This window comes from Marinobacterium profundum (genome assembly GCF_001528745.1).
GTDB lineage: Bacteria > Pseudomonadota > Gammaproteobacteria > Pseudomonadales > Balneatricaceae > Marinobacterium_A > Marinobacterium_A profundum.
In genome coordinates this window covers 12,799-35,488 of sequence record NZ_BCNS01000101.1, presented here as the reverse complement: position 1 = coordinate 35,488, position 22,690 = coordinate 12,799, and the positions used below count along the sequence as shown (strand labels likewise).

Below are 22,690 nucleotides of genomic sequence, written 5' to 3'. Positions count from 1 at the left end.
CGGTCAATAATTAAGACGGAGAAAGCGTGGGGCTGTTTCCGCCGTGAATTCTGCGTGGCTCAGCCCTTGCTCAGCCCGGCGGCTCTAAGCTTGGCGGCCAGGGATCCTTCGGCTGGGGCCACGGGTTTTTCCGCTGGTCTGGCGGCTGGCCTTGATGCGGACTTAGACGCGGCGCTGGCAGTGTGTGGCGGTTTTTGGGCTTCACCACTCTTGTTCTGCGACTTCATGCTCAGGGCGATGCGCTTGCGCTTGGCATCCACGGAGACCACCCGTACCTGCACAATCTGGCCGGTGCTGACGAGGTCATGGGGGTCTTTCACAAAACGGTCAGCCAGCTCCGATATATGCACCAGCCCGTCCTGGTGTACGCCTATATCCACGAAGGCGCCGAAGTTGGTGATATTGGTGATTACCCCCTCAAGCTGCAGTCCGGTTGTCAGATCGGCCATGCTGGTAATGGCATCGTCGAAGCGCGCGCTGTGAAACTCAGGTCGCGGATCGCGGCCGGGCTTTTCCAGTTCCCGCACTATATCGGTCAGAGTGTAGTCGCCAAACCGATCCGAGCGCAGGGCGCCGAGGTTGAGTTGCGCCAGGCGGCCTGAGTCGCCAATCAGCTGACTCAGGGAACAGCCGAGCTGGGCGGCCATGCGCTCAACCAGCGGATAGGCTTCGGGGTGTACGGCGGAGTTGTCCAGTGCCTGAGCGCCGTTGCGAATGCGCAGAAAACCGGCGCACTGCTCGTAGGCCTTGGGGCCCAGACGCGGCACTTTCAGCAGCTGCTGGCGCCGGCTGAAGGCGCCCTGCTGGTTGCGGTGTTCGACTATGTTGCTGGCGACGCTGCGGCTCAGGCCTGCAATCTGGCTGAGCAGCTCCACCGAGGCGGTATTGAGATCAACACCGACATGGTTGACACAGTCCTCGATCACAGCGTTGAGCATGCGTGCCAGTGCGCTCTGATCGACATCATGCTGATACTGACCCACACCTATGGCCTTGGCTTCGATCTTGACCAGTTCGGCCAGCGGATCCTGCAGGCGTCTGGCGATGGAGACCGCGCCACGGATAGTGACATCGAGATCGGGGAATTCCTTGGCGGCCAGCTCAGACGCCGAATAGACCGAGGCGCCGGCCTCGCTCACCACCACAGGCATCAGCGAGAGCGCGGGTTCTTTTTCCGCCAGTTCGCGGGCCAGCTGTTCGGTTTCGCGCGACGCGGTGCCGTTGCCGATGGCGATCAGCTCGACATTATGGCTGCGACAGAGCTTCGCCAGTGATGCCAGCGCCTGATCCCAGCGTTTGCTGGGAGCATGGGGATAGAGGGTTTCATAGGCCAGCAGCTTGCCGGTGGCATCGACCACGGCGGCCTTGACGCCGCTGCGCAGGCCAGGGTCCAGCCCCAGGGTCGCGCGCTGGCCGGCCGGGGCGGCCAGCAGCAGGTCACGCAGATTGCGGGCAAACACCTGGATGGCTTCGGCCTCGGCTGCGCTGCGCAATTGGCGTACCAGGTCATTCTCGATACCCGGCAGCAGCTTCTGCGTCCAGCATTGCTGCAGGGTTTCATCGAGCCAGAGCTGTGCCTTGCCATTGCCGGCACGCAGCTGCCAGTGTCTGGCGATTCGCTGCGTACCTTCCTTTTCCTGGCCTGCGGGAGGCTGCAGACTGTAACGCAGCACGCCTTCCTGGTGCCCGCGCAGAATAGCCAGCGCCCGGTGTGAAGGAATGCGACCACAGCGCTCTCGGTAGTCGAAATAGTTGCTGAACTTCTGTCCTTCGGTTTCCTTGCCCTTGGCCACAGTGACCAGCAGTTCTCCCTGCTGCCAAAGCCAGCTGCGCACCGAGGCAAGCAGATCGGCATTTTCGGCCAGGCGTTCGATCAGTATATGGCGCGCGCCTTCCAGCGCCTGGGCCGGGGATTCGATACCGGCCGAGGGGTTTACATAGCTCTGCGCCTGCTGCTCAGGCGACCCCTGACCTTTGCCGCCGAGCAGGGCGTCGCTGAGGGGCTCGAGGCCGGCTTCGCGGGCCTTCTGGGCACGGGTTCGGCGTTTTGGGCGAAAGGGCAGATACAGGTCCTCGAGCCGGTTTTTGGTATCGGCGGCAAGAATCTGCTGCTCCAGTTCCGCGCTGAGCTTGCCCTGGCTGCGGATGCTCTCCAGTACGCTGCTGCGCCGCTCTGTCAGTTCGCGCAGATAGCCCAGGCGCTGTTCCAGGGTACGCAGCTGGGTATCATCCAGAGCGCCGGTGACTTCCTTGCGGTAACGGGCAATAAAGGGCACTGAGGCGCCCTCATCAAGCAGCCGTATGGCGGCATTAACCTGTTCGGTGCGGGCATTCAGCTCGCTGGCAATCAGCTTTTCAATCTGCATGGTGAATCTCTTGCCAGGTTGCCCGGCGACTTGGGCGCAGGGTGCTGGAGTTTAACGAGTGGACAGTGCGATACAGCACCCTGGAAGCTGTCGGCAGGCATGAGCCAGTCAATGGAACTCAGGCACACAGTAAGGGCGCGGCGACGCTATTTCAAGTTCATGCCGGCCGGCGCATAATGTGGCCTGACTATGAATGATACTCAACGAGCTTCCCTGACTTCGATATCACCTGTACGGGCCCAGCGTCCGGTGGCGGTAATACTGCTGTTGCTGCTGTTCCTGTTTCTGATGGCACAGGTGTCTGTGCTGGTGCGCCAGCAGGCGATGCAGGACGTTAAACTGCGCAGTGCCGCAGACATGAATCGCTATACCCTGAGCCTGCAACAGAAGCTGGATCGCTACAAGGATCTGCCCCAATTGCTGGCGTCGCATTCGGAGTTGCTGAATGCGCTGCTGCATCAGAGTGACGCCGATGCGCGCATGCGCGCCAACCTCTATCTCGAACAGGTCAACACGACCATAGGCACCACCGATGCCTATCTGATGAATGCGGCGGGGGAAACCATCGCCGCCAGCAACTGGGCGCAGGAGCGTACCTTTATTGGCCAGAACTTTTCCTTCAGGCCTTATTACCAGCAGGGGATGGCGGGTCATGCCGGGCGTTACTTTGCGCTGGGCACTACCTCGAAAAAACGCGGCTATTTCTATTCCTATCCTGTGCGCATTGGGGGCAAAGTCACCGGCGTTATCGCCGTCAAAATTGACCTCAATGATATAGAAGGTGACTGGAACGATCCTCTGCTGGATATCCTGGTGACCGACGAAGACGGCATTATCGTGATCTCCACCCGGCCGGACTGGAAGTTCCGCACCCTCAGGCCGCTAACTCAGCCGGACCTGTATCGCATCGTCGACAGCCTGCGTTACGGTGCCCAGGAGCTGACATCGCTGGATATCCTCTGGCGTGACAAGGGCCCGGATGGCAGTCAGCTGATTACGCTGGTGGAGGGTTCGCGGCAGGATAATCCGAGCCTGGATGGCGTGCGTACGCGACATTATCTGCTGCAGAACAGCCCGGTGCCCAATAGCGGACTCAGTGTGGCGGTGCTGGCGAGCATGAAGCCCGTGGAGCAGAGAGTGTTCCGCGCCCTGTTGCTGACAGCCATTATCTATTGTGCCTTGCTGTTGCTGGTGCTGTTCGTGCTGGCGCGTAACCGTATCACGCAGGAACGGGCACTGTTTCGCCAGCGTGAACTGCATGCGCTGGAAGAAAATGACGCCCGTATTCGCGCCATTATCGACAATACCCAGGCCGGGCTGATTACGCTCGATGGTCAGGGCCGTGTTGAATCCTGCAATCCGACCGCAGAAAAGCTGTTCCACTACCGTGAAGACGACATCCGCGGCGAGTATTTCAGCAAGCTGCTGGCGCATCCCGACAGGGCTGTGTGCTGGCAGCACATTACCACTGAAGCCGATGATGGCACGCGGGAGCTGCATATAGAGGCGGCGGCGTTGCGTGCAGATCAGACGCTGTTTCCTATTGAGCTCACCATCGGGCGCATGGCGGCCAATGGTGAGCGGCACTTTATAGTGACGATTCACGATATTACCGAGCGCAAGCAGCAGGAAACGCAGCTGCAGCGTGCGCAGCTGTTGCTTGAAAGCCGGGTGGAGCAACGGACCCAGGATCTCACCCTGGCCAATGCGCGCTTGCAGCAGGAAATGACCCAGCATCAGCAAACCCAGAACGAGCTGATCCAGACTGCCAAGCTGGCAGTGCTGGGTCAGATGTCAGCCGGTATCAACCATGAACTGAACCAGCCCCTGACCGCCATTCGCAGTTATGCCGACAATGGCCGTGTCTTTCTGGAGCGGGAGCGCCCTGAGCGTGCCCTGGCCAATCTGGAAGAAATATCGCAGCTCACTGAACGCATGGCCAAGATCATTCACCCGCTGAAGGAGTTTGCCCGGGTCAGCAGCGGGGCGCCGGAACCGGTGTGCCTCAAGGCGGTTCGTGATGGTGCCATGTCGATTCTCTATGGTCAGCTGGATCGACAGTCAGTAAGCATTCACTGGCAGGCAGGGCTTGAACATATCTATGTGCTGGGTGATATCCTGCGTCTCGAGCAGGTGCTGGTGAATTTGATCGGCAATGCGATGCAGGCACTGGAAGATCAGCCCGCAGGGCGCATCGACATCGGCCTTGAGTGCAGTGATGATACGGTGCAACTGAGCGTGCGGGACTCAGGTCCCGGTATATCTCCGGAGTATCTGGAGCACCTGTTCGAACCATTCTTTACCACCAAGAAGGCCGGCCAGGGGCTTGGGTTGGGGTTGTCGATATCCCATCGCATTATCGAAAGCCTGGGCGGCTGTCTGCGTGCCAGCAACCATCCCGATGGCGGTGCCTGTTTTACGCTGGAGCTGCGGCTGGTACCTCAACCCACGATCACCGAATAGCCCGCTTGGGCCCTGATATTGAGTGAACCCATTTGCCTATGTCGATGAACAAGAACCTGGCCTGTCGCCCCATTATCCTGGTCGATGACGAGAAGCATATTCGTCTGGCGGCGGGCCAGACGCTGGAATTGGCCGGTTACGATGTAACGACGCTGGAGCGGGGCGAGCGGGTGCTGGAACTGCTCAGTGACGACTGGAACGGGGTACTGATCTCCGATATCAACATGCCCGGCATGGATGGGCTAGAACTGCTGGAGCGGGTACGCGCCATTGATGCCGACCTGCCGATGATCCTTATTACCGGCCACGGTGATATTTCCATGGCGGTCTCCGCCATGCGCGCCGGAGCCTACGACTTTATCGAAAAGCCCTTTGCAGCGGATTTGTTGCTCGATGTGGTGCGCCGGGCCATGGAAAAGCGCGCCCTGACCATTGAAAACCGGCGTCTCAAACTGGAGCTTGAAGCCCAGAGTGCACCTGGGCCGCGCCTGCTCGGCAATGCACCGGCGGTAACCCAGCTGCGGCGCCTGCTGCACAGCATTGCGGATGCGCCGGCGGATATCCTGATTCAGGCGGAAACAGGTGCCGGCAAGGATTTGATGGCACGCTATATCCATGAACACAGCGGACGGCGTGATCATAATTTTGTCGCGATCAACTGCGGCGCCGTGCCGGAAAGTCTGATCGAGTCCGAGCTCTTTGGGCACGAAAAGGGCGCTTTTACCGATGCGCGCACAAGACGTATCGGCAAGTTTGAGCATGCCAATGGCGGCACCCTGTTCCTCGACGAGATTGAGAGCATGCCGCTGGCGCTGCAGATCAAGCTGTTGCGGGTGCTGGAAGAACGCGCCATTGAGCGCCTGGGGTCCAATGAAGTCATAGCGCTGAATCTGCGCGTGATCGCGGCCACCAAGACCGACCTCAAGACGCTGGCGGCCAGAGGCGAGTTTCGTGAAGATTTGTACTACCGGCTCAACGTGGTGCGGCTCGATATACCGCCGCTGCGTGAGCGGCGCGAGGATATAGGCCTGCTGTTCCAGCATTTTGCACTGGTGGCCTCGGCGCAGTACAACCGCGAGATACCGACGCTCTCGGCCGAGCGCCTGCACAGCCTGATGTTGCACGACTGGCCCGGCAATGTGCGCGAATTGCGCAACCTGGCCGAACGTTATGTGCTGCTGGGAGAGTCCGGCAGCTTTGATTTTGATAACCGCCTGATTATCGACAACGATGGCGGCGCTACCCTGTCGTTGCCGGATCAGGTAGAGCGTTTTGAAAAAATGCTGATTCAGGCGGCACTGTCGCGTACCGGTGGTTCTATTCGGGACACCCTCGAGTTTCTGGGCCTGCCGCGCAAAACACTCTATGACAAGATGAAAAAGTACGGCCTGGACAAGAGTGATTTCAAGTAAGTTGGCTGCCTGAGTCAGGCTTGGGCGGAAAACCGCCCAAGCCCGCCATGTCTCCCGTCCGATCCCTTGCTTTCAGTGTCTTAAACACCGGTTTGGCGAGCGACGCAGTGTCGTAATGGCGGCTGCAATGGCCGCAGTGGTATTAGCCAGGCTTCGCCAACGGTGATTTTCGGTTTATTCCCTCCTTTTTCTCGTCTGAGTGGCGCTGGGGCCCAGCCCTATCGAAAATGGGTGGTTATCCGCACATTGTTATTGTTTTTATGGGTGAATTTCCGTCATTTCCCGCTGTTTTTTTATTTCACTGCTACCATAAACAGAGCTTATGAGCGCTGCCGGCCTTGCTTATGCTGGGTTTTTATATTGTTGGCACGTCCTGTGCTTGTCTATATGTGTTGCACGTTCCGGTGGGCGCTTGCCGCGGTTGGCTTGCAGCTCATAAGTACAGACCTCTATGGAGATACAATAATATGAAAAAACTCACTCTGGCCCTTTCTGCTCTTGCGCTGTCCATCTCTGCCACTACGGCGTTCGCCTCCTGCGAGAGCGGTGAGATCGTCGCCAAGCTGAGCCATGTGACCGGCGGAACAACCCACCCCAAGGTGGTTGCAGCCAATAATTTTGCCCAGCGCGTCAACGAAGAAATGAATGGCGTGCTCTGTGTTGAGGTGTTCCCGAACTCCACCCTGTTTGGCGACAGCAAGGAACTTGAAGCTTTGCTACTGGGTGACGTGCAGATTCTGGCGCCTTCCCTGTCCAAGTTTGGTTCCTACAGCTCCAAATATGGCGTCTTTGATCTGCCGTTCATCTTCAAGGACATGGATGCAGCTATTCGTTTCACCAAGTCTGATGCCGGCAAGGGTCTGCTGAACGAAATGCAAGATGTTGGTTTTGTCGGTCTGGGATACTGGATGTCCGGCATGAAATACTTTTCGGCCAACAAGCCCCTGATCGCGCCATCTGATGCAAAGGGCATGAAATTCCGGGTACAGACCTCAGATGTGGCCAAGGCCATGATCGAGGCCATGGGCGCTTCGCCGCAGCCAATGGCGTTTGCAGAAGTCTATGGCGCTTTGCAGACCGGCGTGGTGGATGGTCAGGAAAATACCTGGTCCAACATCTACACTCAGAAATTCTTCGAAGTGCAGGACAGCGTGACCGAAACCAACCATCAGTTGCTGGCTTACCTGTTCATGACATCGACCGAGTTTCTGGACAGTCTCACACCTGAAGCGCGCGAGCAGTTCCTGGCCATTGCTGATGAAGTAACTCAGGCGGCCAACGAAGAAGTGAAGGCGGCGGAAGCTGCCAACCGTGCCAACATCCTGGAGGCCAAAGGCAAGATCAACACCCTGGATGATGCTCAGCGTCAGAAGTGGGTTGATACCATGAAGCCTGTGTGGGATCAGTTCGAAGGCGAAATCGGTGCCGATCTGATCAAAACCGCAGCCGGTTCCTGATGGTTGCGCCCGGCATCAGCGACTGATGCCGGGCATGGGCTCAGGCCGTTCTGGCCTGGGCCCGCTCACCCCGGTTAGCGATAGTCCTGTGCTGTCGTTGCCATCAAGTTATTTCCTTTAATTTGTTCCAGGCTGGCCACGGCCTGATTCCTGAATGGTGTCTCCTATGGACTACTGGCCGCACTTATATCTACTGGTCTTCATCATTATCCTCTGGATTTTGGAGAAGCTGTTTCCCACCGCGATGGCCAAGGCCGAAGAAAACCTGCTGGTGCTGGTGATCAGCTCCATCATGCTGGTGTCTTTTGGGCAGGTGATTGCGCGTTACGGTTTCAACACCGGTTGGTCTGCCGCGCTTGAGTTCAACACCCTGGCGTTTTCCTGGCTGATTCTGCTGGGTATGAGTTATGGCATTAAAACCGGTATTCACCTGGGCGTGGATATCTTGCTCAATGCGGTACCACACAAGTTGTGCAAGGCGCTGTCGCTATTTGGAGCCTTTGCAACCCTGATGTACGGCCTGATCCTGCTCGACTCCACCTGGCTGGCAATGCTCGGTGTTGATGTACGCGGCGGGGCCATTGAGTACTGGGCCAAGATGTACAAGATCGGCATAGGCGTGGAAGAACTGCGGTACCCCGAATTCATGCAGGAAACCTTTGGCTTGCAGCCGCGTGTACACCGCTGGCTGGTGCTGCTCATATTGCCCATCAGCCTGGCGCTGCTGGTTTACCGCTCACTGCAGGCGTTCATTGATATCTGGCAGGACAAGCGCCCCATGCTTATCAGCGGGCATGAAGCTAAGGATCTGGTCGAAGAAAACCTGAACATATTAAAAGACTGAGAGCGGGGAGCCTGCTGTGGATGCAATAATTCTGTTTGTGATGGTGCTGGTCCTGCTATTTCTGGGCCTGCCCGTCGGTATATCCCTGGGGTTGTCTTCAATCCTGTATATCACCTTTATATCCGCCGATTCGCTGTCCTCTGTGGCGATATCGCTGTTCGGTGTCGGCCAGCATTACACTCTGCTGGCGATTCCGTTCTTTATCCTGGCGTCGGCCTTTATGTCGACGGGCGGGGTGGCCAAGCGCCTGATCAATTTTGCGATTGCCGGTGTGGGGCATTTTCGCGGTGGTCTGGCCATGGCGTCGGTACTGGCGTGCATGATGTTTGCTGCGCTGTCCGGCTCCTCGCCGGCCACGGTGGTGGCTATCGGCAGCATTGCCATCGCCGGCATGCGCCAGGTGGGATACTCCAAGGAATTTGCCTCCGGTATCATCGCCAACGCCGGTACCCTGGGCATCCTGATTCCACCGTCCATCGTCATGGTGGTCTATTCCGCCGCTACCGATGTGTCGGTCGGTCGCATGTTCCTGGCGGGCGTGATTCCGGGTTTGCTGGCAGGCTTCATGCTAATGCTGGCCATCTATGTGGTGGCACGCATCAAGAATTTGCCGGCTGAGCCCTGGAAGGGTTTTGGCAATATAGTGAGCGGCGGCAAGGAAGCGGGTTGGGGCCTGTTCCTGATCGTAATCATCATGGGCGGCATTTATGGCGGCGTCTTTACACCGACGGAAGCGGCGGTGGTGGCAGCGGTTTACTCCATGCTGATTGCACTCTTTGTGTACCGTGACATGGGGCCGCTTAAGGGCATACCCTGGGTGGCAGAAACGGATTCTGCCATAGCCCGGGTGGGCTTTAACGGCAGTGTCTATGGCGTCTCATTCTTTCTGGTCTGGATGATCATGTCGTTCTTTGCCACCGCGCAGAGCGAAACAACCAGCGTTGGTGAACGAGCGGCCTGGGGTCTGGGCATGAGTCTGGTGATTGCCCTGTTCTACATATACAAGCGAGGCAAAGATCTGGATGCCTCCATGCTGCGCTGTCTGGGGTCAGGTCTGCCGGTCTGGAGTCGCAACCTGGTGGCAGTCGGGCGCTGCTTTTTCCCGGCCATGCTGGGAGGCGAAAGTCGCAAGGTAATCCTCGACGGCACCAAGACTACCGTGATGCTGATGTTTATCATCGCCAACGCCTTGCTGTTTGCCCATACGCTGTCGTCTGAGCGGATTCCGCAGATGGTGACCGAGTGGATGCTGGGCGCCGGGTTCAACTGGTTTACCTTCCTGATAGCGGTTAACGTGCTGCTGTTGATTGGTGGCCAGTTCATGGAGCCTTCAGGCCTGCTGGTTATTGTGGCCCCCGTGGTATTCCCGATCGCTATGGCGCTGGGTGTGGACCCGATTCACCTGGGCATCATCATGGTAGTAAACATGGAGATCGGCATGATCACGCCGCCCATAGGGCTCAACCTGTTCGTGACCTCGGGCATTACCGGCATGAGTCTGGCGCAGGTCGTCAAAGCAGCCATGCCGTTCGTGGCGGTGCTGTTCGTGTTCCTGATTCTGGTGACTTACATCCCCTGGCTGTCCACCTTCCTGCCGTACAGCATCATGGGGCCGGAGCTTATTACCAAGTAAAACCTGAGCGCCATGGGGTTGGCCCCTGCGGCGCCTGTTCGTTCAAAAAGCCACCTGCTCGCACAGGTGGCTTTTTTCGTTAAGGTGCAGGGAACAGGAGGCTGCGCACAAGGATGTCCAATGCCTGTCAGAAGGCTATAATAGCCGCCTCTTGGAATCAGTCAGGGCAAGACAGTGCTAGGTTCTCTTGCGGCAATTTGGGGTTTCAGTGGCATTGCGCTGCTGTTTGGCAGTGCCATTTATCGTTTGAGCCAGATCAGCTGGCAGATGTTTGGCCAGCCGTTGAGTGCATACCATTGGGCCGCGCTGGTTTTTAGCCTCGTGTTCATGGGCTTTTCCGAAGGCTATCGCGGATTTCAGTGTGGTTTTTCTCCGCGTGTGGCAGCGCGTATTCATTATCTGTCGCAGCATGTCACGCCGCTACGGCTGCTGTTGGCGCCGCTTTTTTGCATGGGCTTTTTCCATGTGCAGCGCAAGCGTCAGATCATCACCATCTGCCTGACACTGGGGATCATTGTGCTGGTGCAACTGGTGCATTTACTGGCTCAGCCCTGGCGGGGAATTGTTGATGCCGGCGTGGTGCTGGGGCTCGCCTGGGGCATAATATCGCTGGCTGTCTTTACGCTGCAGGCTTTTTTTAGCAGCGATTTTCGCCACTCGCCGGAAACGCCCTAAGCCGCGATGCACCCATGCGGCCCTGCATTTATATGTTTTTTCCACAGGTTTTTTCATAAAACAGCAAAGAGCCTGTGGCAGGCTTGAGCTGGTGGCGAAAACGGGCTGATAAAGCTTTTGTGCACTGCACAAAAAAGTGCTTGATCCTGTCGGCATTCGCTCTATAATCAGCTTAATTGTGCGGTGCACAACAACTTGAACTTGGGAGAGAAGTGATGACTAATTCCGTAGATTTCCAGAAGCCTTTTGAAGCTATGCAGACTCTGATGAACATCCAGGTTGCTGCTATCACCAAATCTGTTGAACAGCAGAAGAAAACCGGCGAAGAGCTGGCAGCCTTCTTCAAGGTTGAAGTTGAAAAAGCCAAAGAGCTGAAATCACCTGAAGACCTGATCAAGTTCAATGTCGATACCAACGCTGCTCTGTTCGAGCTGCTGAAAGGCCAGGGCGAAGCTTTCACCGCTATCGCTAATGAAGCTCGTGACGCTGCTGCTTCCGAGTTCAGCAAGCTGTCCAAGTAAGTCGACTGGTTGTGGTCTGATCCTGTCTCGCAGCATTGCTGCCGGGCCGAGTCCGACAAGCCGCACACAGAAAGGCCCCTAAGATGAAAATCTGCGGGGCCTTTTTGCGTCTGAGGTCCGGATTTGGGGCGCTGGCCGGCGCCTATACCTGGCCGTCTAAGGGTGACCGCAGGCAGCGCGAAACAGGCCTGATTATTATTTATTGTGCAGTGCACAAATTAGTTGTCAGGCGTATCCGGATGGGTATAATCAGCATTATTGTGCAGTGCACAATTTAACTGAAGAGGAATGACATCATGAGCACCAACGCGACTATCAAGACCGCTTTTGAAACCGTGCAGTCTCTGGTTGAACTCCAGACCAGCACCATCAGCCAGTCGATTGAACTGCAGAAAAAAAGCGGCGAAGAACTGGCCGCTTTCTTCAAAGCCAATGCCGACAAGGCCAAGACGCTGAAGACTCCGCAGGATCTGGTGACTTTCAATATGGATTCGAGCAAGGCGCTGTTTGAACTGCTCAAGGCCCAGGGCGAAGCCTTCTCCGGCCTGGCCACCAAAGCAAGCGAAGCGGCCACCGCTAAACTGGTTAAATAAGGGCTGCCATTAGCCTGTAAAAAAGCCCCGACGGTTTGCACCTTCGGGGCTTTTTTGTGGCCGGCAAATATTGCTAGCCGAGGAACAGACGGTAGGCGGTGTTGTCGGTTTCATCCCAGAAGTTGTAGCCGATCTCTGTCAGGAAAGCTTTGACCTGCTCATGTTCCTCGGCGGGAACCTGCATGCCCACCAGTACGCGCCCGTAGGCTGCGCCGTGGTTGCGGTAATGGAACATGGATATGTTCCAGCGTCCGCCTAGCTTGCTGAGGAACTTCATCAGCGCCCCTGGGCGTTCCGGAAACTCGAAACGAAATACCACTTCATTGTTTACGGCTGCAGGTGCGTGGCCGCCGACCATATAGCGGATATGCAGCTTGGCCATCTCGTTGTCGGTCAGATCTATGACTTCGTCGAGGTGTTCCCGCAGTTCACTCAGCAGGGCGGCGCGCCCCGGGCCCTGGGGGCTGGTCTGGATGCCGGCAAAGACGATGGCTTCCTTGTCGTCGCTGTAGCGGTAGTTGAACTCGGTGATGTTGCGCTTGCCCAGTGCCGCGCAGAACTTGCGAAAGCTGCCGGGACGTTCCGGTATGCGGGCGGCAATGATGGCTTCGCGTTTTTCGCCGACTTCAGAGCGTTCGGCGATATGACGCAGGCGGTCGAAGTTGACGTTGGCGCCGGAGTCGATGGCAATCAGGGTGCGCTCGCTGCACTGTTCGCGCGCCACATATTTCTTCAGACCCGCCACGCCCAGGGCGCCGGACGGCTCGCAGATCGAGCGGGTGTCATCGAAGATATCCTTGATGGCCGCGCAGATCTCGTCGGTGGTGACGGTGATGACTTCATCGACATACTGTCGCGCCAGATCAAAGGTGTGCTGGCCTATCTGGGCCACGGCCACGCCTTCGGCGAAGATGCCAACCTGTGACAGCTTGACCCGCTCATCCGCAGCCAGGGCTGCGTGCAGGCAGGCGGAATCCTCGGACTCGACGCCTATTACCTTGACGTCGGGGCGCAGGTATTTGATGTAGACCGCGATACCGGCGATCAGTCCGCCTCCACCCACGGGGACGAAAACGGCATCAATGGGGCCGCTTTCCTGGTGCAGCAGCTCCATGCCAATGGTGCCCTGGCCGGCAATGACATCGGGATCATCGTAGGGCGGTACATAGACCAGACCCTTTTCTTCGACCAGTCGCTCGGCGTAGGTCTTGGCTTCCTCAAATGTATCGCCGTGCAGTATGACCTTGCCGCCCAGTGCCTTGACGTTGCTGACTTTGATGTCCGGTGTGGTCTTGGGCATGACGATGGTCGCCTTGACGCTCATGTGGCGGGCCGAATAGGCCAGCCCCTGAGCGTGGTTGCCGGCCGATGCGGTAACCACGCCCTTGGCCTTTTCCGCGGCGCTGAGCTGAGCCATCTTGTTATAGGCGCCACGCAGCTTGAACGAGAACACCGGTTGCAGGTCTTCACGTTTGAGGAGCACCCGGTTGTCCAGCCGTTCAGACAGGCTGCGGGCATAATCCAGTGGGGTCTCGATGGCTACGTCATAGACACGCGCCTCCAAAATCTTCTTGATATATCGATGAGCCATGGGGATGCAGTGCCATAAGTTAGGTCTGGCGGCGCAGGTCGCGGCCGCAAAGAGCAGGAAATGGTATAAGCTGGCACCGCTTTCGTCTACAAGCGCGCCGGCACAGGGCGTATAATTTATCGCCTTACTAGCATATGGGTTCAAGTGTGATGACGCAGGATGAAATGAAGCAGGCTGTTGCGCGGGCGGCTCTGGACTATATCAAGGGTGGCCTGAAGCCTGAGTCCATAGTGGGAGTGGGCACGGGTTCAACGGCGAACTTCTTTATTGACGAGCTGGCGGGCATCAAGCATCTGTTTGAGGCCGCAGTGGCCAGTTCAGAGGCAACCGCCGAGCGGCTGCGTGGCCATGGTATCCCGGTATACGACCTCAATGCGGTGACGGGGCTGGATACCTATGTTGATGGCGCCGACGAGTTTGATGCCGAGCTGAACCTGATCAAGGGCGGTGGCGGTGCGCTGACGCGGGAAAAAATTGTCGCGGCGGCGGCCAAAGAGTTCGTCTGTATCGTCGATGCTTCCAAGCAGGTGTCCTGCCTGGGTGCCTTCCCGCTGCCGGTGGAAGTGATTCCGATGGCGCGCTCGCTGGTGGCCCGGGAGCTGGTACGCATGGGCGGACAGCCGGAGCTGCGCGAAGGTTTTGTCACCGACAATGGCAACCTGATTCTGGATGTCTACAATCTGAAAATTCGCGATCCCAAGGCGTTTGAAACCGAGCTTAACAACCTGGTCGGCGTCGTCACCAACGGGCTCTTTGCCCGCCGAGCGGCGAACGTCGTGTTGATGGGGACGACCACCGGCGTGGAGACCATCAAGGCGCCGTAGTCGTTATCCATCGCGGGTCGCTTTCAGGGCGCTGCTGATTCAGGGCGCTACTGTTTTAGGGCGCTGGGGTTTGAGCACAGTGGGTCTGGTCTTGTGGGCAGCGGTGGAGAGTTAGTGTTTCAGAGTGTCGATGATCGGGCAGTCTGAAACGGGCCCTTTGCCGGAGCACAGATCGGACAGCTGATGCAGTGAATGTTGCAGTTCACGCAACTGTGTAATCTTTTCTTCGATCTGCTGAATGCGCAGATCCACCTTCGTCTTGACCTGCGCCGACTCGGCGTTGGGATCGAGCAGCAGCAGTTCCTGAATTTCATCCAGGGTAAAACCGAGCGACTTGCAGCGCACGATAAAGTGCAGACGTTCAAGGGTGTGTGCGTCGTAACAGCGGTAGCCCGATGGCAGGCGACCGAGAGGACTGATCAGGCCGCGGCGTTCGTAATACCGAATGGTTTCGACGCTAAGGCCTGATCCTTTGGCGATATCGCCAATGCGCAGCTGACTCATGTCAGTTGCCCGACTGCAGGCGCAGTCTTACCACTGTACGATCTTGATCAGCGCGATGCTGACCGGCATCGTGATCCAGAGCAGTGCCAGCAGATTAATGAAAACCCAGCCGTAGCCCGCAGGATCACGGAAGTTCTCGTCGTGATGTGCCATCTTGTATCCCTGTCTGTTTAAGTTTTAAAAGCAGTAATTGCCGCGATTCTACCAATAAAATAGTAGCCTTTATAGCTGTATGCGCCGCCACCCTTGCGAGCATCAGTTGGCCTTGAGCAGGCTGTAACAGCGCGCCTGATCCAGCGGCTTGCGGATCAGCGCACCTATGCCGGTAAAGAGCAGCGCCGACAATGGTGGCAGCAAGAGCCAGCTCAGCGGATGCAGTGTCAGAGGTATCTGCAACACGCGGGCACTGATCAGCCAGAGGATAGCCTCGCTCGCCACGGCGGCCAGGCCACCGCAGATCAGACCTAGCCAGAGCAGTTCCAGCAGATCCAGCTGGCGGCTTTGCCCCGGCGTTGCGCCCAGGGTCTGCAGTAACGCACTTTCATAGCGGCGTCGTTCCAGCTCCTGCATCAGTGTCACCACCAGCAATAACAGCCCCGCCAGCAGTGTCAGCGCCAGAATCATGCTCGAGCTGTCCACCAGCTTTTCGATCAGCGCCTGGGCCTGATTAAGCAGTTGGTCGATATCGATCAGGGTCAGGGTCGGAAACTGCTGCAGCAGCGTGCGGGCAAGCGTGCGTTGCTCGCCGTCCAGGCGCAGCGCCGTGATATAGGTGGCTGGCAGATTATCCAGCGCACCGGGCGAGAAAATCACGTAAAAGTTGGGGGTAAATGACTCCCACTGCACCGCGCGTATATTGCTGACCTCTGCTTGAATCAGCTGGCTGCCGATCTGGAAGCTCACCCTGTCGCCGATATCGACTCCCATGGCTGCGGCCAGATCCTGCTCCACTGATATCAGCGGTTCGGATGGCGTCCCCTGCCACCAGCTGCCACTGAGCAGGCTGTTATTGTCTGGCATCTGCTCAGTCCAGGTCAGATTGAGTTCACGCCGCAGCGCGTTGTGTCGCCGTTGCTCCGTCGATAGCGTGACCTCGGCCAGCGGAGTGTCGTTGAGGCTGCTGATGCGCCCGCGAATCATGGGGTAGAGCGCAGGGCTCAGGTCGTTGCTGGCAAATAACTGATCCAGAGGTTCTTTTTCCCAGGGCTGAATATTGATAAGAAAATAGTTCGGCGTATCGGGCGGAAACTGGGTACGCCACTGCTGCAGCATGTCGCCGCGGGCAATAATCAGGGTGGCGAGCATGGTCAGCAGCAGGGTCATGGTGGCGGCCTGCAGGCGGTGCCATTTGCGTTGCTGGCGAATGCGCAGCAGCAGCAGGCTGCCAAGGCGCATGCGGTGGCGGAACCCCTCGGCCAGGCGCTGCAGTAAGGCTTGGGCCAGCCAGCCGACCACCAGGCCGCTGAGGGTCAGGGCGCCGAGTAACAGCAGGGCCAGTGTCAGGGATTCAATATAAACACTCATCAGCCCCGCCAGCAGCCCAAAGCCCAGCAGCTGAATTAGACGTGAGCGGATGTTTGATGGCAGGCTGGTTTCGCGAAACAGTGCCACCACGGACACCTGGCTCAGGCGATAGAAGGCCGGCAGGCCCAGTGTTGTTAGCAGTAACAGGCCGATCAGGGCTCCGCTGCTCATGGCGGCGATGCCTGCCTGAGGTACGGGCTGCGGCAAAAGGTCACCAATGAGCTGTACCAGCAGTTGCTGCAGCCCAAAGCCCAGCGCCGTGCCGAGCAGGGCGCAGATGATCCAGCCGAACAGCAACTGGTAACCGTAGAGCAGCAGGAGCTGGCGATTCTCCAGCCCCAGGCTCAGCAGCAAGGCGGCACGGGAATGCTGCGCCGCATTATAGCGTCTCAGGCTCAGGGTGATGGTCAGGGCGCCCAGCAGCAGGGCAAAGAGGGCGCTCAGGCGCAGGTAGAGTTCGGCGTTGCGCAGTGCGCGACCGGTCATGGGCTGGTCGGCGCTCAGGGAGTAGAGGCGTTCGTCTGGCCCGAGATTTTCCCGCAGCTGTTCTTCCAGGGTCGCAACGGCACCGGCGGGCCCGGCAAACAGCTGACGGTACTCAACCCGGCTGCCAGGAGCTATAACGCCTGTGGCCTCCAGCGCATCGGAACGCATAATCAGTCCCGGGCTGAAACTGCGAAAGCCGCTGCCGCGATCCGGTGAACTCATCAGGCGGTGGCTGAGGCGAAACTTGCTGTATCCCAGCTGTACCGTATCGCCAGGCTCAAGCTGCAGCATTTCGAAGATGCGGGGCTCCGCCCAGGCAGTACCCGGTTCCGGGATGTCCGGGTGCTGCGCGGGTTCCGTGACTATGGCGCCGCGCAGGGGGTAGGGATCGGTGACGGCCCGCACCGAGACCAGCATCATTTCATCGCCGGCTTCGATCATGGTGGGGAACTGCGCCACCCGGCTGCTGCGAATGGCGCCTTGGGTTGCCAGTACTGCGGGTTCTTCGGCGCGCAGTACCAGATCGGCGCCGAGCAGTTCGGCGGTGCGCCTATTGAGGCTTTGCTCCAGCCGGTCGCCCAGCTGGGTCAGCAGTGAAATCAGGGTGATGGCTACCAGCAGGGCTGCCAGCAGGGCGCGCCATTCGGGGCTGCGCAGGCTGCTGAAGGCCTGTTGGCGGGCAAGTCGCAGTACCGCCTGGCTCATGCTGTGGTCTCCAGCAGTTGACCCTGGCGCAGTTGCAGGCGACGGGAGCAGCGACTCGCCAGCTGGCTGTCGTGGGTAATCAGAATCAGCGTTGTCTGTTGCTGGGCATTCAGGCCGAACAGCTGATCGACAATGCTGGCGCCGGTTTCGCTGTCCAGATTGCCGGTGGGTTCATCGGCAAAGAGGATGTCAGGGCGGGTGGCGAAGGCCCGCGCAATAGCGACGCGCTGCTGCTCGCCGCCGGACAGCTGGCCCGGCAGATGTTCGGCCCGGCTTGCCAGGCCTACCTGGGACAGCCAGTGCTGAGCCTGCTGTTCGCTGTCGGCTTCGCCGCGAATTTCCAGTGGCAGGCGCACATTGTCCAGCGCGCTAAGCTCCGGCAGGAGATGGAAGGACTGGAACACAAAACTGACCGAACGGGCCCGCAGCCGGGCGCGGGCTGTCTCGTCCAGTTCGGCCAGGTTGCTGCCGGCGAGTCGGATCATGCCCGTGCTGGGCTGATCGAGCCCGGCCAGCATGCTCAGCAGGGTTGACTTGCCAGCGCCGGAGGGACCAATAATGGCAAGGCTTTCGCCACGGCGAACTTCAAGGTTGAGGTTCTCGAACAGCTGTAACTCTCCGCCCTGGGTGTGGAACTTTTTGCTGACCGCGTGGGCCGAAACGACAACTTGATCTGGTTTTGGAGAGTCCATGTTCCGCCTGCTGCTATTTGTCTGTGTGTTATTAGTGCCCGGTATAGGGGCTGCACAATCCATTCTGGTTCTGGGGGATAGCCTGTCCGCAGCCTATGGCATGCCGGTTGAACAGGGCTGGGTTGCCCTGATGCGCCAGCGTATCGAACAGCAATCCGCCAATGTCGAGGTCGTTAACGCCAGCATCAGCGGCGAAACGACCCAGGGGGGTATTACCCGGCTGCCGGCTCTGCTGGCACAGCATAAGCCCGATATTCTGATTCTGGAGCTGGGTGCCAACGATGGCCTGCGTGGCACACCTTTGCCTGTTATACGCCAGAACCTGAGCCATCTGATCACTCTGGGACAGGAGGCTGGTGCTCAGGTGCTGCTGCTGGGCATCCGCCTGCCGCCGAATTACGGTCCGCGCTATAGCGATGGTTTCTATTCTATCTTCGCAGAGTTGTCTGAGTCACAACAGGTCGCGCGAGTTCCCTTTTTGATGGACGGTGTTGCGCTGGAGCGAGCCTTAATGCAAAACGACGGCCTGCATCCCAATAGCGAAGCCCAGCCGCGGTTGCTGGAAAATGTCTGGAGGCAGTTGGATATTCTGCTGCAGGAACTGCGGGCGCCTGCCGCACAGGCGCTAACAGAAGCGGGTTAAACGGAGGTTTTTTGCGCACAAAAAAAGGCACCGAGGGTGCCTTTTTTCGTAACCGGAATCGATTAGCCAGCCAGGTTGGCGTTGGCGAAGTCCCAGTTTGCCAGAGCCCAGAAACCTTTCAGGTAATCCGGACGCACGTTGCGGTAGTCGATGTAGTAGGCGTGTTCCCACAGATCGACGGTCAGCAGAGCGGTCTGGCCAGAGGTCATAGGCGTGCCGGCGTTGCTGGTGTTGACGATGTCCAGGGAACCGTCGGCATTTTTCACCAGCCAGGTCCAGGAAGAACCGAAGTTGTTAACGGCCTTGTCGTTAAACGCGGCCTGGAAGGCTTCGAAAGAACCCCATTTGGCGTTGATGGCATCAGCAATCGCACCTGTAGGAGCGCCGCCGCCGTTGGGGGACAGGCTGTTCCAGTAGAAAGTGTGGTTCCAGATTTGGGCGGCGTTGTTGAAAACAGGGCCAGCCGGCGCGGCCATGATGACCTCTTCCAGTGACTTGCCTTCGTATTCGGTACCCGGTACCAGACCGTTCAGCTTGACCACATAAGTGTTGTGGTGTTTGCCGTGGTGGAAGTCCAGAGTTTCTGCAGAGATATGCGGCAGCAGAGCGTCTTTGGCGTAAGGCAGTGGCGGTAATTCAAAGCTCATGAGATTTCCCTTTTATCTTAGGTCGACAGGTTCAGCATAAAACTCGGTTTGTCGAGTCCGTGGGTTCGACAGACGAGAGACTATAGCACCGTTAAAGCACCTTTTCATGGCACAAGATGCAGCGTTTTTTTTGTCTGTTTTCGATGGCTAATGTGTAGTTTTAGCCACCCTGATCTGAAGGCGACATCCGGCGTTTTGCGCCAGGATGGCTCCTGAGTTAGCCTGCTGTTTTGCTGCCGCTGGCTTCAAGCGCAAGGCGGGATCGGGCCATGTAGAGTGCCGCGATCGCCCGCCCTTCGTTGAATTCTTCGCGTTGTACCAGTGTTTCCAGCTCCGACAGGGGCCAGTGCACCGGCTCCAGCGGCTCGGGTTCGTCACCTTCAAGGCGACTTGGATAGAGATCCCGGGCCAGCAATACCGTTATACGGTGTCCCATATAGTTGGGGGCACTGGTCATCTCTTTCAAGCGCTCTAGCTTTCTACAGCCAAAGCCGGCTTCTTCCTGAAGTTCGCGCAGGGCTGCTTCTTCGGCGTTTTCACCTGGATCGATCAGCCCCTTGGGCAGTGTGAGGGTGTATTCGTCGAGCCCGGCGGCGTACTCGCGAATCAGCACAACATCACCGTTGGGCAGTATGGGTACGATCATGACGGCGCCGTGACCGCGTGTGGCCAGGCGTTCATAGTTGCGTTCAACGCCATTGGAGAAGCGCAGTTCCAGTGCTTCAACGTGAAACAGGCGGCTGCGTGCAACGCAGGTTACCTTCAATATTTGTGGCTTTACGGGCATACTGATTGCGACTCTGAGACTGAATTCTGACCTGACCCCGGACGATAACAATGCTGGATTGGCGTGCCGTCGATACCGTTTTGCTCGACATGGATGGAACCCTGCTGGACCTCCATTTCGACTCTTACTTCTGGCTGGAGCACCTGCCCCTACGCTATGCACAGCTGCGCAGGCTTAAGCCCGAAGACGCCCGGGAATGGCTGCATCAGCGTATCACACAGGAGCAGGGGACGCTCAACTGGTATTGCCTGGACTACTGGTCCGAGCAGCTGGGCGTCGATATTCCAGCGCTCAAGCGAGAAGTGGCTGATCGCATTGGCTTCAGACCCCAGGTGCAGGACTTTCTGCAGCGTTTGCGACAGCGCGGAATGCGTTCAGTGATCGTGACCAATGCACACCGTGACAGCCTGAATCTCAAGCTGCAGATCACGGGCCTCGATACCCTGGTGGATGCCATCATCTGCTCCCATGACTTCCGCCTGCCCAAGGAAGATGTGCAGTTCTGGTCTCAACTGCAGGCAGTCGAACCATTCAATCCGGCTCGAACCCTGCTGGTGGACGACAGTCTGCCGGTGCTGCGTTCCGCCGAGCGTTTTGGCATCGCGCACCTGCTGTCCATTGTTCAGCCCGATAGTCAGGCACCGGCGCGCAGCATTGACGAATTCCGGGCGGTCGATCAGTTTGATGAATTGTTTAAAGATGGTGATCAGCGCGATGAATGATGGTCATGAAGGCAAGATACGGCTCGACAAGTGGCTCTGGGCTGCGCGTTTTTATCGCACGCGGGCGACGGCCAAGGACATGATCGAAGGTGGCAAGGTGCATTACAACGGCCAGCGCAGCAAGTGCAGCAAGCTGGTGGAGGTGGGGGCCATGTTGCAAATTCGTCAGGGTATGGATATCAAGGAAATCGAGATTCTGCAGTTGTCCGATCAACGCCGCGGCGCCCCAGAGGCGCAGCAGCTCTATCGTGAAACCCCCGAGAGCATTGAAAAGCGCGAAAAGCTGGCGGCGGAGCGCAAACTCAATGGCGGCAGCGGGCTGAATCCGCGTCACCAGCTCAACAAGAAGGACCGGCGGCAGATTCGTGGTTTCAAGGAACGTCAGGTTGAGTGACGAGCTTTAGAAGGTCCGTATCAGGGCACTAAAGCAAGGGGCTGAGGGCATGGCAGGCGGATCTCGCGGCGCATGCCGGGTTCTAATTCGGTTGTGATAAAATGCGCCGAAATGGTAACGCCGAGGGCCTTGGTCACTCTAGCCGGTGGCTTGAAAGTGGCCGGCTGTCCGTCCCTCGCTGTTGCAACACCTGACTCACCGCGCTCCGCTATAGCCTGCACGATTCCCTGTAGGGTCGGGCGCGCGGCGCCTGTTGCGAGATAGATATTGATGAGCAATACCGATCAGATACAGCCTGTGCTGTTCGATAAACTTGATATTCGTGGTGTCCTGGTAGGACTCGAAGACAGCTATCAGCAGGTGCTGGGGCTGCATGAGTATCCGCCGCTGTTGCAGCGGGTGTTGGGTGAAATGCTGGCGGCGGTGAGCCTGCTGAGCTCAACGCTGAAATTCGAGGGCCGTCTGGTGCTGCAGGCATCAGGTGAGGGGGCGGTGCAAATGCTGATGGCGGAATGTAACCATCAGCAGGATCTGCGCGCCATTGCCCGCTATGAGGGTGAAATCCCGCAGGAGCTGGCCTTCAATGAGCTGCTGGTCAACGGACGTCTGGCGATCACCATTGAGCCTGCCGAAGGGCGCCGCTATCAGGGCGTGGTATCACTGGAGGGTGAAACCCTGGCGCGCTGCATTGAAAATTACTTTAGCCAGTCTGAACAGTTGCCCACTCAGGTGCATCTGGCGGCGGATGGTCAGCGTGCGGCGGGCTTGCTGCTACAGGTAATGCCCGCGGCGGGTACGGCCGCAGAGGACTGGTCGCATATTAGTCAGCTGGGCGCCACGCTGAAGCCTGAAGAGTTACTGACACTTGATGGCGAAACCCTGCTGTACCGGCTGTTTCACGAAGAGAGCTGTCGTCTGTTCGATTCGCGCCCGCTGCGCTTTCATTGTGACTGCAGTCGCGAGCGCTGTGGCAATGCGCTGCAGTTTCTTACCCGCGACGAATTGCTGGAAATTGTGGCAAAAGAGGGTTCAGTCGGCGTGGGCTGTCAATTCTGCAATGAGCACCACAGCTTTGATGAAACGGATATTCTGAGCATGTTCTCCGACAGTGCAAATATTCCCAAATCTGACCTGCTGCATTGACGCTCAGGCAGCACGCCGCTGCCGCTCATAGAATAGTCAATGCGTTATTTTTTGTGCGATAATG

21 protein-coding genes are annotated in these 22,690 nt (G+C 58.0%); 13 read left to right on the top strand and 8 right to left on the bottom strand.

From position 1 onward, the window contains the following. Positions 1 to 59 precede the first annotated feature (59 nt). Entirely contained in the window at positions 60 to 2,366 is a 2,307-nt protein-coding gene (locus MPRO_RS09565) for a Tex family protein (protein ID WP_067290995.1), read from the bottom strand. A gap of 189 nt (positions 2,367 to 2,555) precedes the next feature. Here MPRO_RS09565 and MPRO_RS09560 point away from each other — a divergent pair, with 189 nt between their 5' ends. The 8 genes from MPRO_RS09560 (at position 2,556) to MPRO_RS09520 (ending at position 11,964) form a co-directional block, all read left to right on the top strand. Next, positions 2,556 to 4,829: an ATP-binding protein gene (locus tag MPRO_RS09560; RefSeq protein ID WP_067290992.1), complete on the top strand. Its 2,274-nt coding sequence runs from the start codon at positions 2,556 to 2,558 to the stop codon at positions 4,827 to 4,829. 38 nt (positions 4,830 to 4,867) lie between these two features. After that, positions 4,868 to 6,241, top strand: a complete 1,374-nt coding sequence (locus tag MPRO_RS09555; RefSeq protein ID WP_082708607.1) for a sigma-54-dependent transcriptional regulator — start codon at positions 4,868 to 4,870, stop codon at positions 6,239 to 6,241. Between the two features lie 467 nt (positions 6,242 to 6,708). After that, the gene (locus MPRO_RS09550; RefSeq protein WP_067290986.1) at positions 6,709 to 7,698 is read left to right on the top strand and encodes a TRAP transporter substrate-binding protein; all 990 of its coding nucleotides are present in this window, start codon (positions 6,709 to 6,711) and stop codon (positions 7,696 to 7,698) included. A 166-nt stretch (positions 7,699 to 7,864) separates the two neighbouring features. Further along, on the top strand, positions 7,865 to 8,542 hold the full coding sequence (locus MPRO_RS09545) for a TRAP transporter small permease (RefSeq protein ID WP_067290983.1): 678 nt from the start codon (positions 7,865 to 7,867) through the stop codon (positions 8,540 to 8,542). Positions 8,543 to 8,558: 16 nt separating this feature from the next. Next, entirely contained in the window at positions 8,559 to 10,175 is a 1,617-nt protein-coding gene (locus MPRO_RS09540) for a TRAP transporter large permease (protein WP_067290980.1), read from the top strand. Between the two features lie 174 nt (positions 10,176 to 10,349). Then, the gene (locus MPRO_RS09535) at positions 10,350 to 10,850 is read left to right on the top strand and encodes a hypothetical protein (protein WP_067290977.1); all 501 of its coding nucleotides are present in this window, start codon (positions 10,350 to 10,352) and stop codon (positions 10,848 to 10,850) included. Between the two features lie 215 nt (positions 10,851 to 11,065). Beyond that, positions 11,066 to 11,371 (top strand): hypothetical protein, encoded by a 306-nt coding sequence (locus MPRO_RS09530; protein WP_067290973.1) that lies wholly within the window; start codon positions 11,066 to 11,068, stop codon positions 11,369 to 11,371. A 296-nt stretch (positions 11,372 to 11,667) separates the two neighbouring features. Beyond that, on the top strand, positions 11,668 to 11,964 hold the full coding sequence (locus MPRO_RS09520; RefSeq protein WP_067290967.1) for a hypothetical protein: 297 nt from the start codon (positions 11,668 to 11,670) through the stop codon (positions 11,962 to 11,964). Positions 11,965 to 12,037: 73 nt separating this feature from the next. Here the strand turns inward: MPRO_RS09520 and ilvA are convergent, their stop codons facing one another. After that, positions 12,038 to 13,555: a threonine ammonia-lyase, biosynthetic gene (gene ilvA, locus MPRO_RS09515; RefSeq protein WP_067290964.1), complete on the bottom strand. Its 1,518-nt coding sequence runs from the start codon at positions 13,553 to 13,555 to the stop codon at positions 12,038 to 12,040. Between the two features lie 149 nt (positions 13,556 to 13,704). On the opposite strand from ilvA, the gene rpiA reads away from it, so the two are divergent. Next, complete coding sequence (rpiA, locus tag MPRO_RS09510) at positions 13,705 to 14,379, top strand: ribose-5-phosphate isomerase RpiA (RefSeq protein WP_067290961.1); 675 nt, start codon at positions 13,705 to 13,707, stop codon at positions 14,377 to 14,379. A 111-nt stretch (positions 14,380 to 14,490) separates the two neighbouring features. Here rpiA and MPRO_RS09505 read toward each other — a convergent pair whose 3' ends face one another. The 4 genes from MPRO_RS09505 to MPRO_RS09495 all read right to left on the bottom strand — a co-directional run bounded on the left by MPRO_RS09505 (position 14,491) and on the right by MPRO_RS09495 (position 18,290). Then, complete coding sequence (locus tag MPRO_RS09505; RefSeq protein ID WP_067290958.1) at positions 14,491 to 14,883, bottom strand: heavy metal-responsive transcriptional regulator; 393 nt, start codon at positions 14,881 to 14,883, stop codon at positions 14,491 to 14,493. A gap of 27 nt (positions 14,884 to 14,910) precedes the next feature. Then, positions 14,911 to 15,036: a hypothetical protein gene (locus MPRO_RS26495; protein ID WP_257737053.1), complete on the bottom strand. Its 126-nt coding sequence runs from the start codon at positions 15,034 to 15,036 to the stop codon at positions 14,911 to 14,913. A gap of 102 nt (positions 15,037 to 15,138) precedes the next feature. Next, positions 15,139 to 17,598 carry an ABC transporter permease gene (locus MPRO_RS09500; protein ID WP_067290954.1) on the bottom strand — a complete coding sequence of 820 codons (2,460 nt, stop codon included), beginning with the start codon at positions 17,596 to 17,598 and terminating at the stop codon, positions 15,139 to 15,141. Beyond that, positions 17,595 to 18,290 (bottom strand): ABC transporter ATP-binding protein, encoded by a 696-nt coding sequence (locus MPRO_RS09495; protein WP_067290952.1) that lies wholly within the window; start codon positions 18,288 to 18,290, stop codon positions 17,595 to 17,597. The genes MPRO_RS09500 and MPRO_RS09495 overlap by 4 nt, the downstream gene beginning before the upstream one ends. Here MPRO_RS09495 and MPRO_RS09490 point away from each other — a divergent pair. After that, positions 18,289 to 18,933: an arylesterase gene (locus MPRO_RS09490; protein ID WP_067290949.1), complete on the top strand. Its 645-nt coding sequence runs from the start codon at positions 18,289 to 18,291 to the stop codon at positions 18,931 to 18,933. The two genes, MPRO_RS09495 and MPRO_RS09490, sit on opposite strands and share 2 nt — an antisense overlap. Before the next feature lie 62 nt (positions 18,934 to 18,995). Here MPRO_RS09490 and MPRO_RS09485 read toward each other — a convergent pair whose 3' ends face one another. Then, positions 18,996 to 19,580, bottom strand: a complete 585-nt coding sequence (locus tag MPRO_RS09485; RefSeq protein ID WP_067290946.1) for a superoxide dismutase — start codon at positions 19,578 to 19,580, stop codon at positions 18,996 to 18,998. Positions 19,581 to 19,797: 217 nt separating this feature from the next. Continuing rightward, positions 19,798 to 20,367 (bottom strand): ADP compounds hydrolase NudE, encoded by a 570-nt coding sequence (gene nudE, locus MPRO_RS09480; protein WP_067290944.1) that lies wholly within the window; start codon positions 20,365 to 20,367, stop codon positions 19,798 to 19,800. A 50-nt stretch (positions 20,368 to 20,417) separates the two neighbouring features. Between nudE and yrfG the strand changes: the two genes are divergently transcribed. From yrfG to hslO, 3 genes are all read left to right on the top strand, one after another. Next, positions 20,418 to 21,089: a GMP/IMP nucleotidase gene (gene yrfG / locus MPRO_RS09475; protein WP_067290942.1), complete on the top strand. Its 672-nt coding sequence runs from the start codon at positions 20,418 to 20,420 to the stop codon at positions 21,087 to 21,089. Then, positions 21,082 to 21,483 (top strand): ribosome-associated heat shock protein Hsp15, encoded by a 402-nt coding sequence (hslR, locus tag MPRO_RS09470; protein WP_067290940.1) that lies wholly within the window; start codon positions 21,082 to 21,084, stop codon positions 21,481 to 21,483. The genes yrfG and hslR overlap by 8 nt, the downstream gene beginning before the upstream one ends. Positions 21,484 to 21,753: 270 nt before the next feature. Further along, entirely contained in the window at positions 21,754 to 22,626 is an 873-nt protein-coding gene (gene hslO / locus MPRO_RS09465) for an Hsp33 family molecular chaperone HslO (protein ID WP_067290932.1), read from the top strand. Positions 22,627 to 22,690: the final 64 nt, after the last annotated feature.

What these genes read in the sequence shown, in the direction of transcription:
- MPRO_RS09565 (WP_067290995.1), bottom strand. Translation starts at nt 2,366, where the DNA reads ATGCAGATTGAAAAGCTGATTGCCAGCGAGCTGAATGCCCGCACCGAA.
- MPRO_RS09560 (WP_067290992.1), top strand. Translation starts at nt 2,556, where the DNA reads ATGAATGATACTCAACGAGCTTCCCTGACTTCGATATCACCTGTACGG.
- MPRO_RS09555 (WP_082708607.1), top strand. Translation starts at nt 4,868, where the DNA reads ATGTCGATGAACAAGAACCTGGCCTGTCGCCCCATTATCCTGGTCGAT.
- MPRO_RS09550 (WP_067290986.1), top strand. Translation starts at nt 6,709, where the DNA reads ATGAAAAAACTCACTCTGGCCCTTTCTGCTCTTGCGCTGTCCATCTCT.
- MPRO_RS09545 (WP_067290983.1), top strand. Translation starts at nt 7,865, where the DNA reads ATGGACTACTGGCCGCACTTATATCTACTGGTCTTCATCATTATCCTC.
- MPRO_RS09530 (WP_067290973.1), top strand. Translation starts at nt 11,066, where the DNA reads ATGACTAATTCCGTAGATTTCCAGAAGCCTTTTGAAGCTATGCAGACT.
- MPRO_RS09520 (WP_067290967.1), top strand. Translation starts at nt 11,668, where the DNA reads ATGAGCACCAACGCGACTATCAAGACCGCTTTTGAAACCGTGCAGTCT.
- ilvA (WP_067290964.1), bottom strand. Translation starts at nt 13,555, where the DNA reads ATGGCTCATCGATATATCAAGAAGATTTTGGAGGCGCGTGTCTATGAC.
- rpiA (WP_067290961.1), top strand. Translation starts at nt 13,705, where the DNA reads ATGACGCAGGATGAAATGAAGCAGGCTGTTGCGCGGGCGGCTCTGGAC.
- MPRO_RS09505 (WP_067290958.1), bottom strand. Translation starts at nt 14,883, where the DNA reads ATGAGTCAGCTGCGCATTGGCGATATCGCCAAAGGATCAGGCCTTAGC.
- MPRO_RS26495 (WP_257737053.1), bottom strand. Translation starts at nt 15,036, where the DNA reads ATGGCACATCACGACGAGAACTTCCGTGATCCTGCGGGCTACGGCTGG.
- MPRO_RS09500 (WP_067290954.1), bottom strand. Translation starts at nt 17,598, where the DNA reads ATGAGCCAGGCGGTACTGCGACTTGCCCGCCAACAGGCCTTCAGCAGC.
- MPRO_RS09490 (WP_067290949.1), top strand. Translation starts at nt 18,289, where the DNA reads ATGTTCCGCCTGCTGCTATTTGTCTGTGTGTTATTAGTGCCCGGTATA.
- MPRO_RS09495 (WP_067290952.1), bottom strand. Translation starts at nt 18,290, where the DNA reads ATGGACTCTCCAAAACCAGATCAAGTTGTCGTTTCGGCCCACGCGGTC.
- MPRO_RS09485 (WP_067290946.1), bottom strand. Translation starts at nt 19,580, where the DNA reads ATGAGCTTTGAATTACCGCCACTGCCTTACGCCAAAGACGCTCTGCTG.
- nudE (WP_067290944.1), bottom strand. Translation starts at nt 20,367, where the DNA reads ATGCCCGTAAAGCCACAAATATTGAAGGTAACCTGCGTTGCACGCAGC.
- yrfG (WP_067290942.1), top strand. Translation starts at nt 20,418, where the DNA reads ATGCTGGATTGGCGTGCCGTCGATACCGTTTTGCTCGACATGGATGGA.
- hslR (WP_067290940.1), top strand. Translation starts at nt 21,082, where the DNA reads ATGAATGATGGTCATGAAGGCAAGATACGGCTCGACAAGTGGCTCTGG.
- hslO (WP_067290932.1), top strand. Translation starts at nt 21,754, where the DNA reads ATGAGCAATACCGATCAGATACAGCCTGTGCTGTTCGATAAACTTGAT.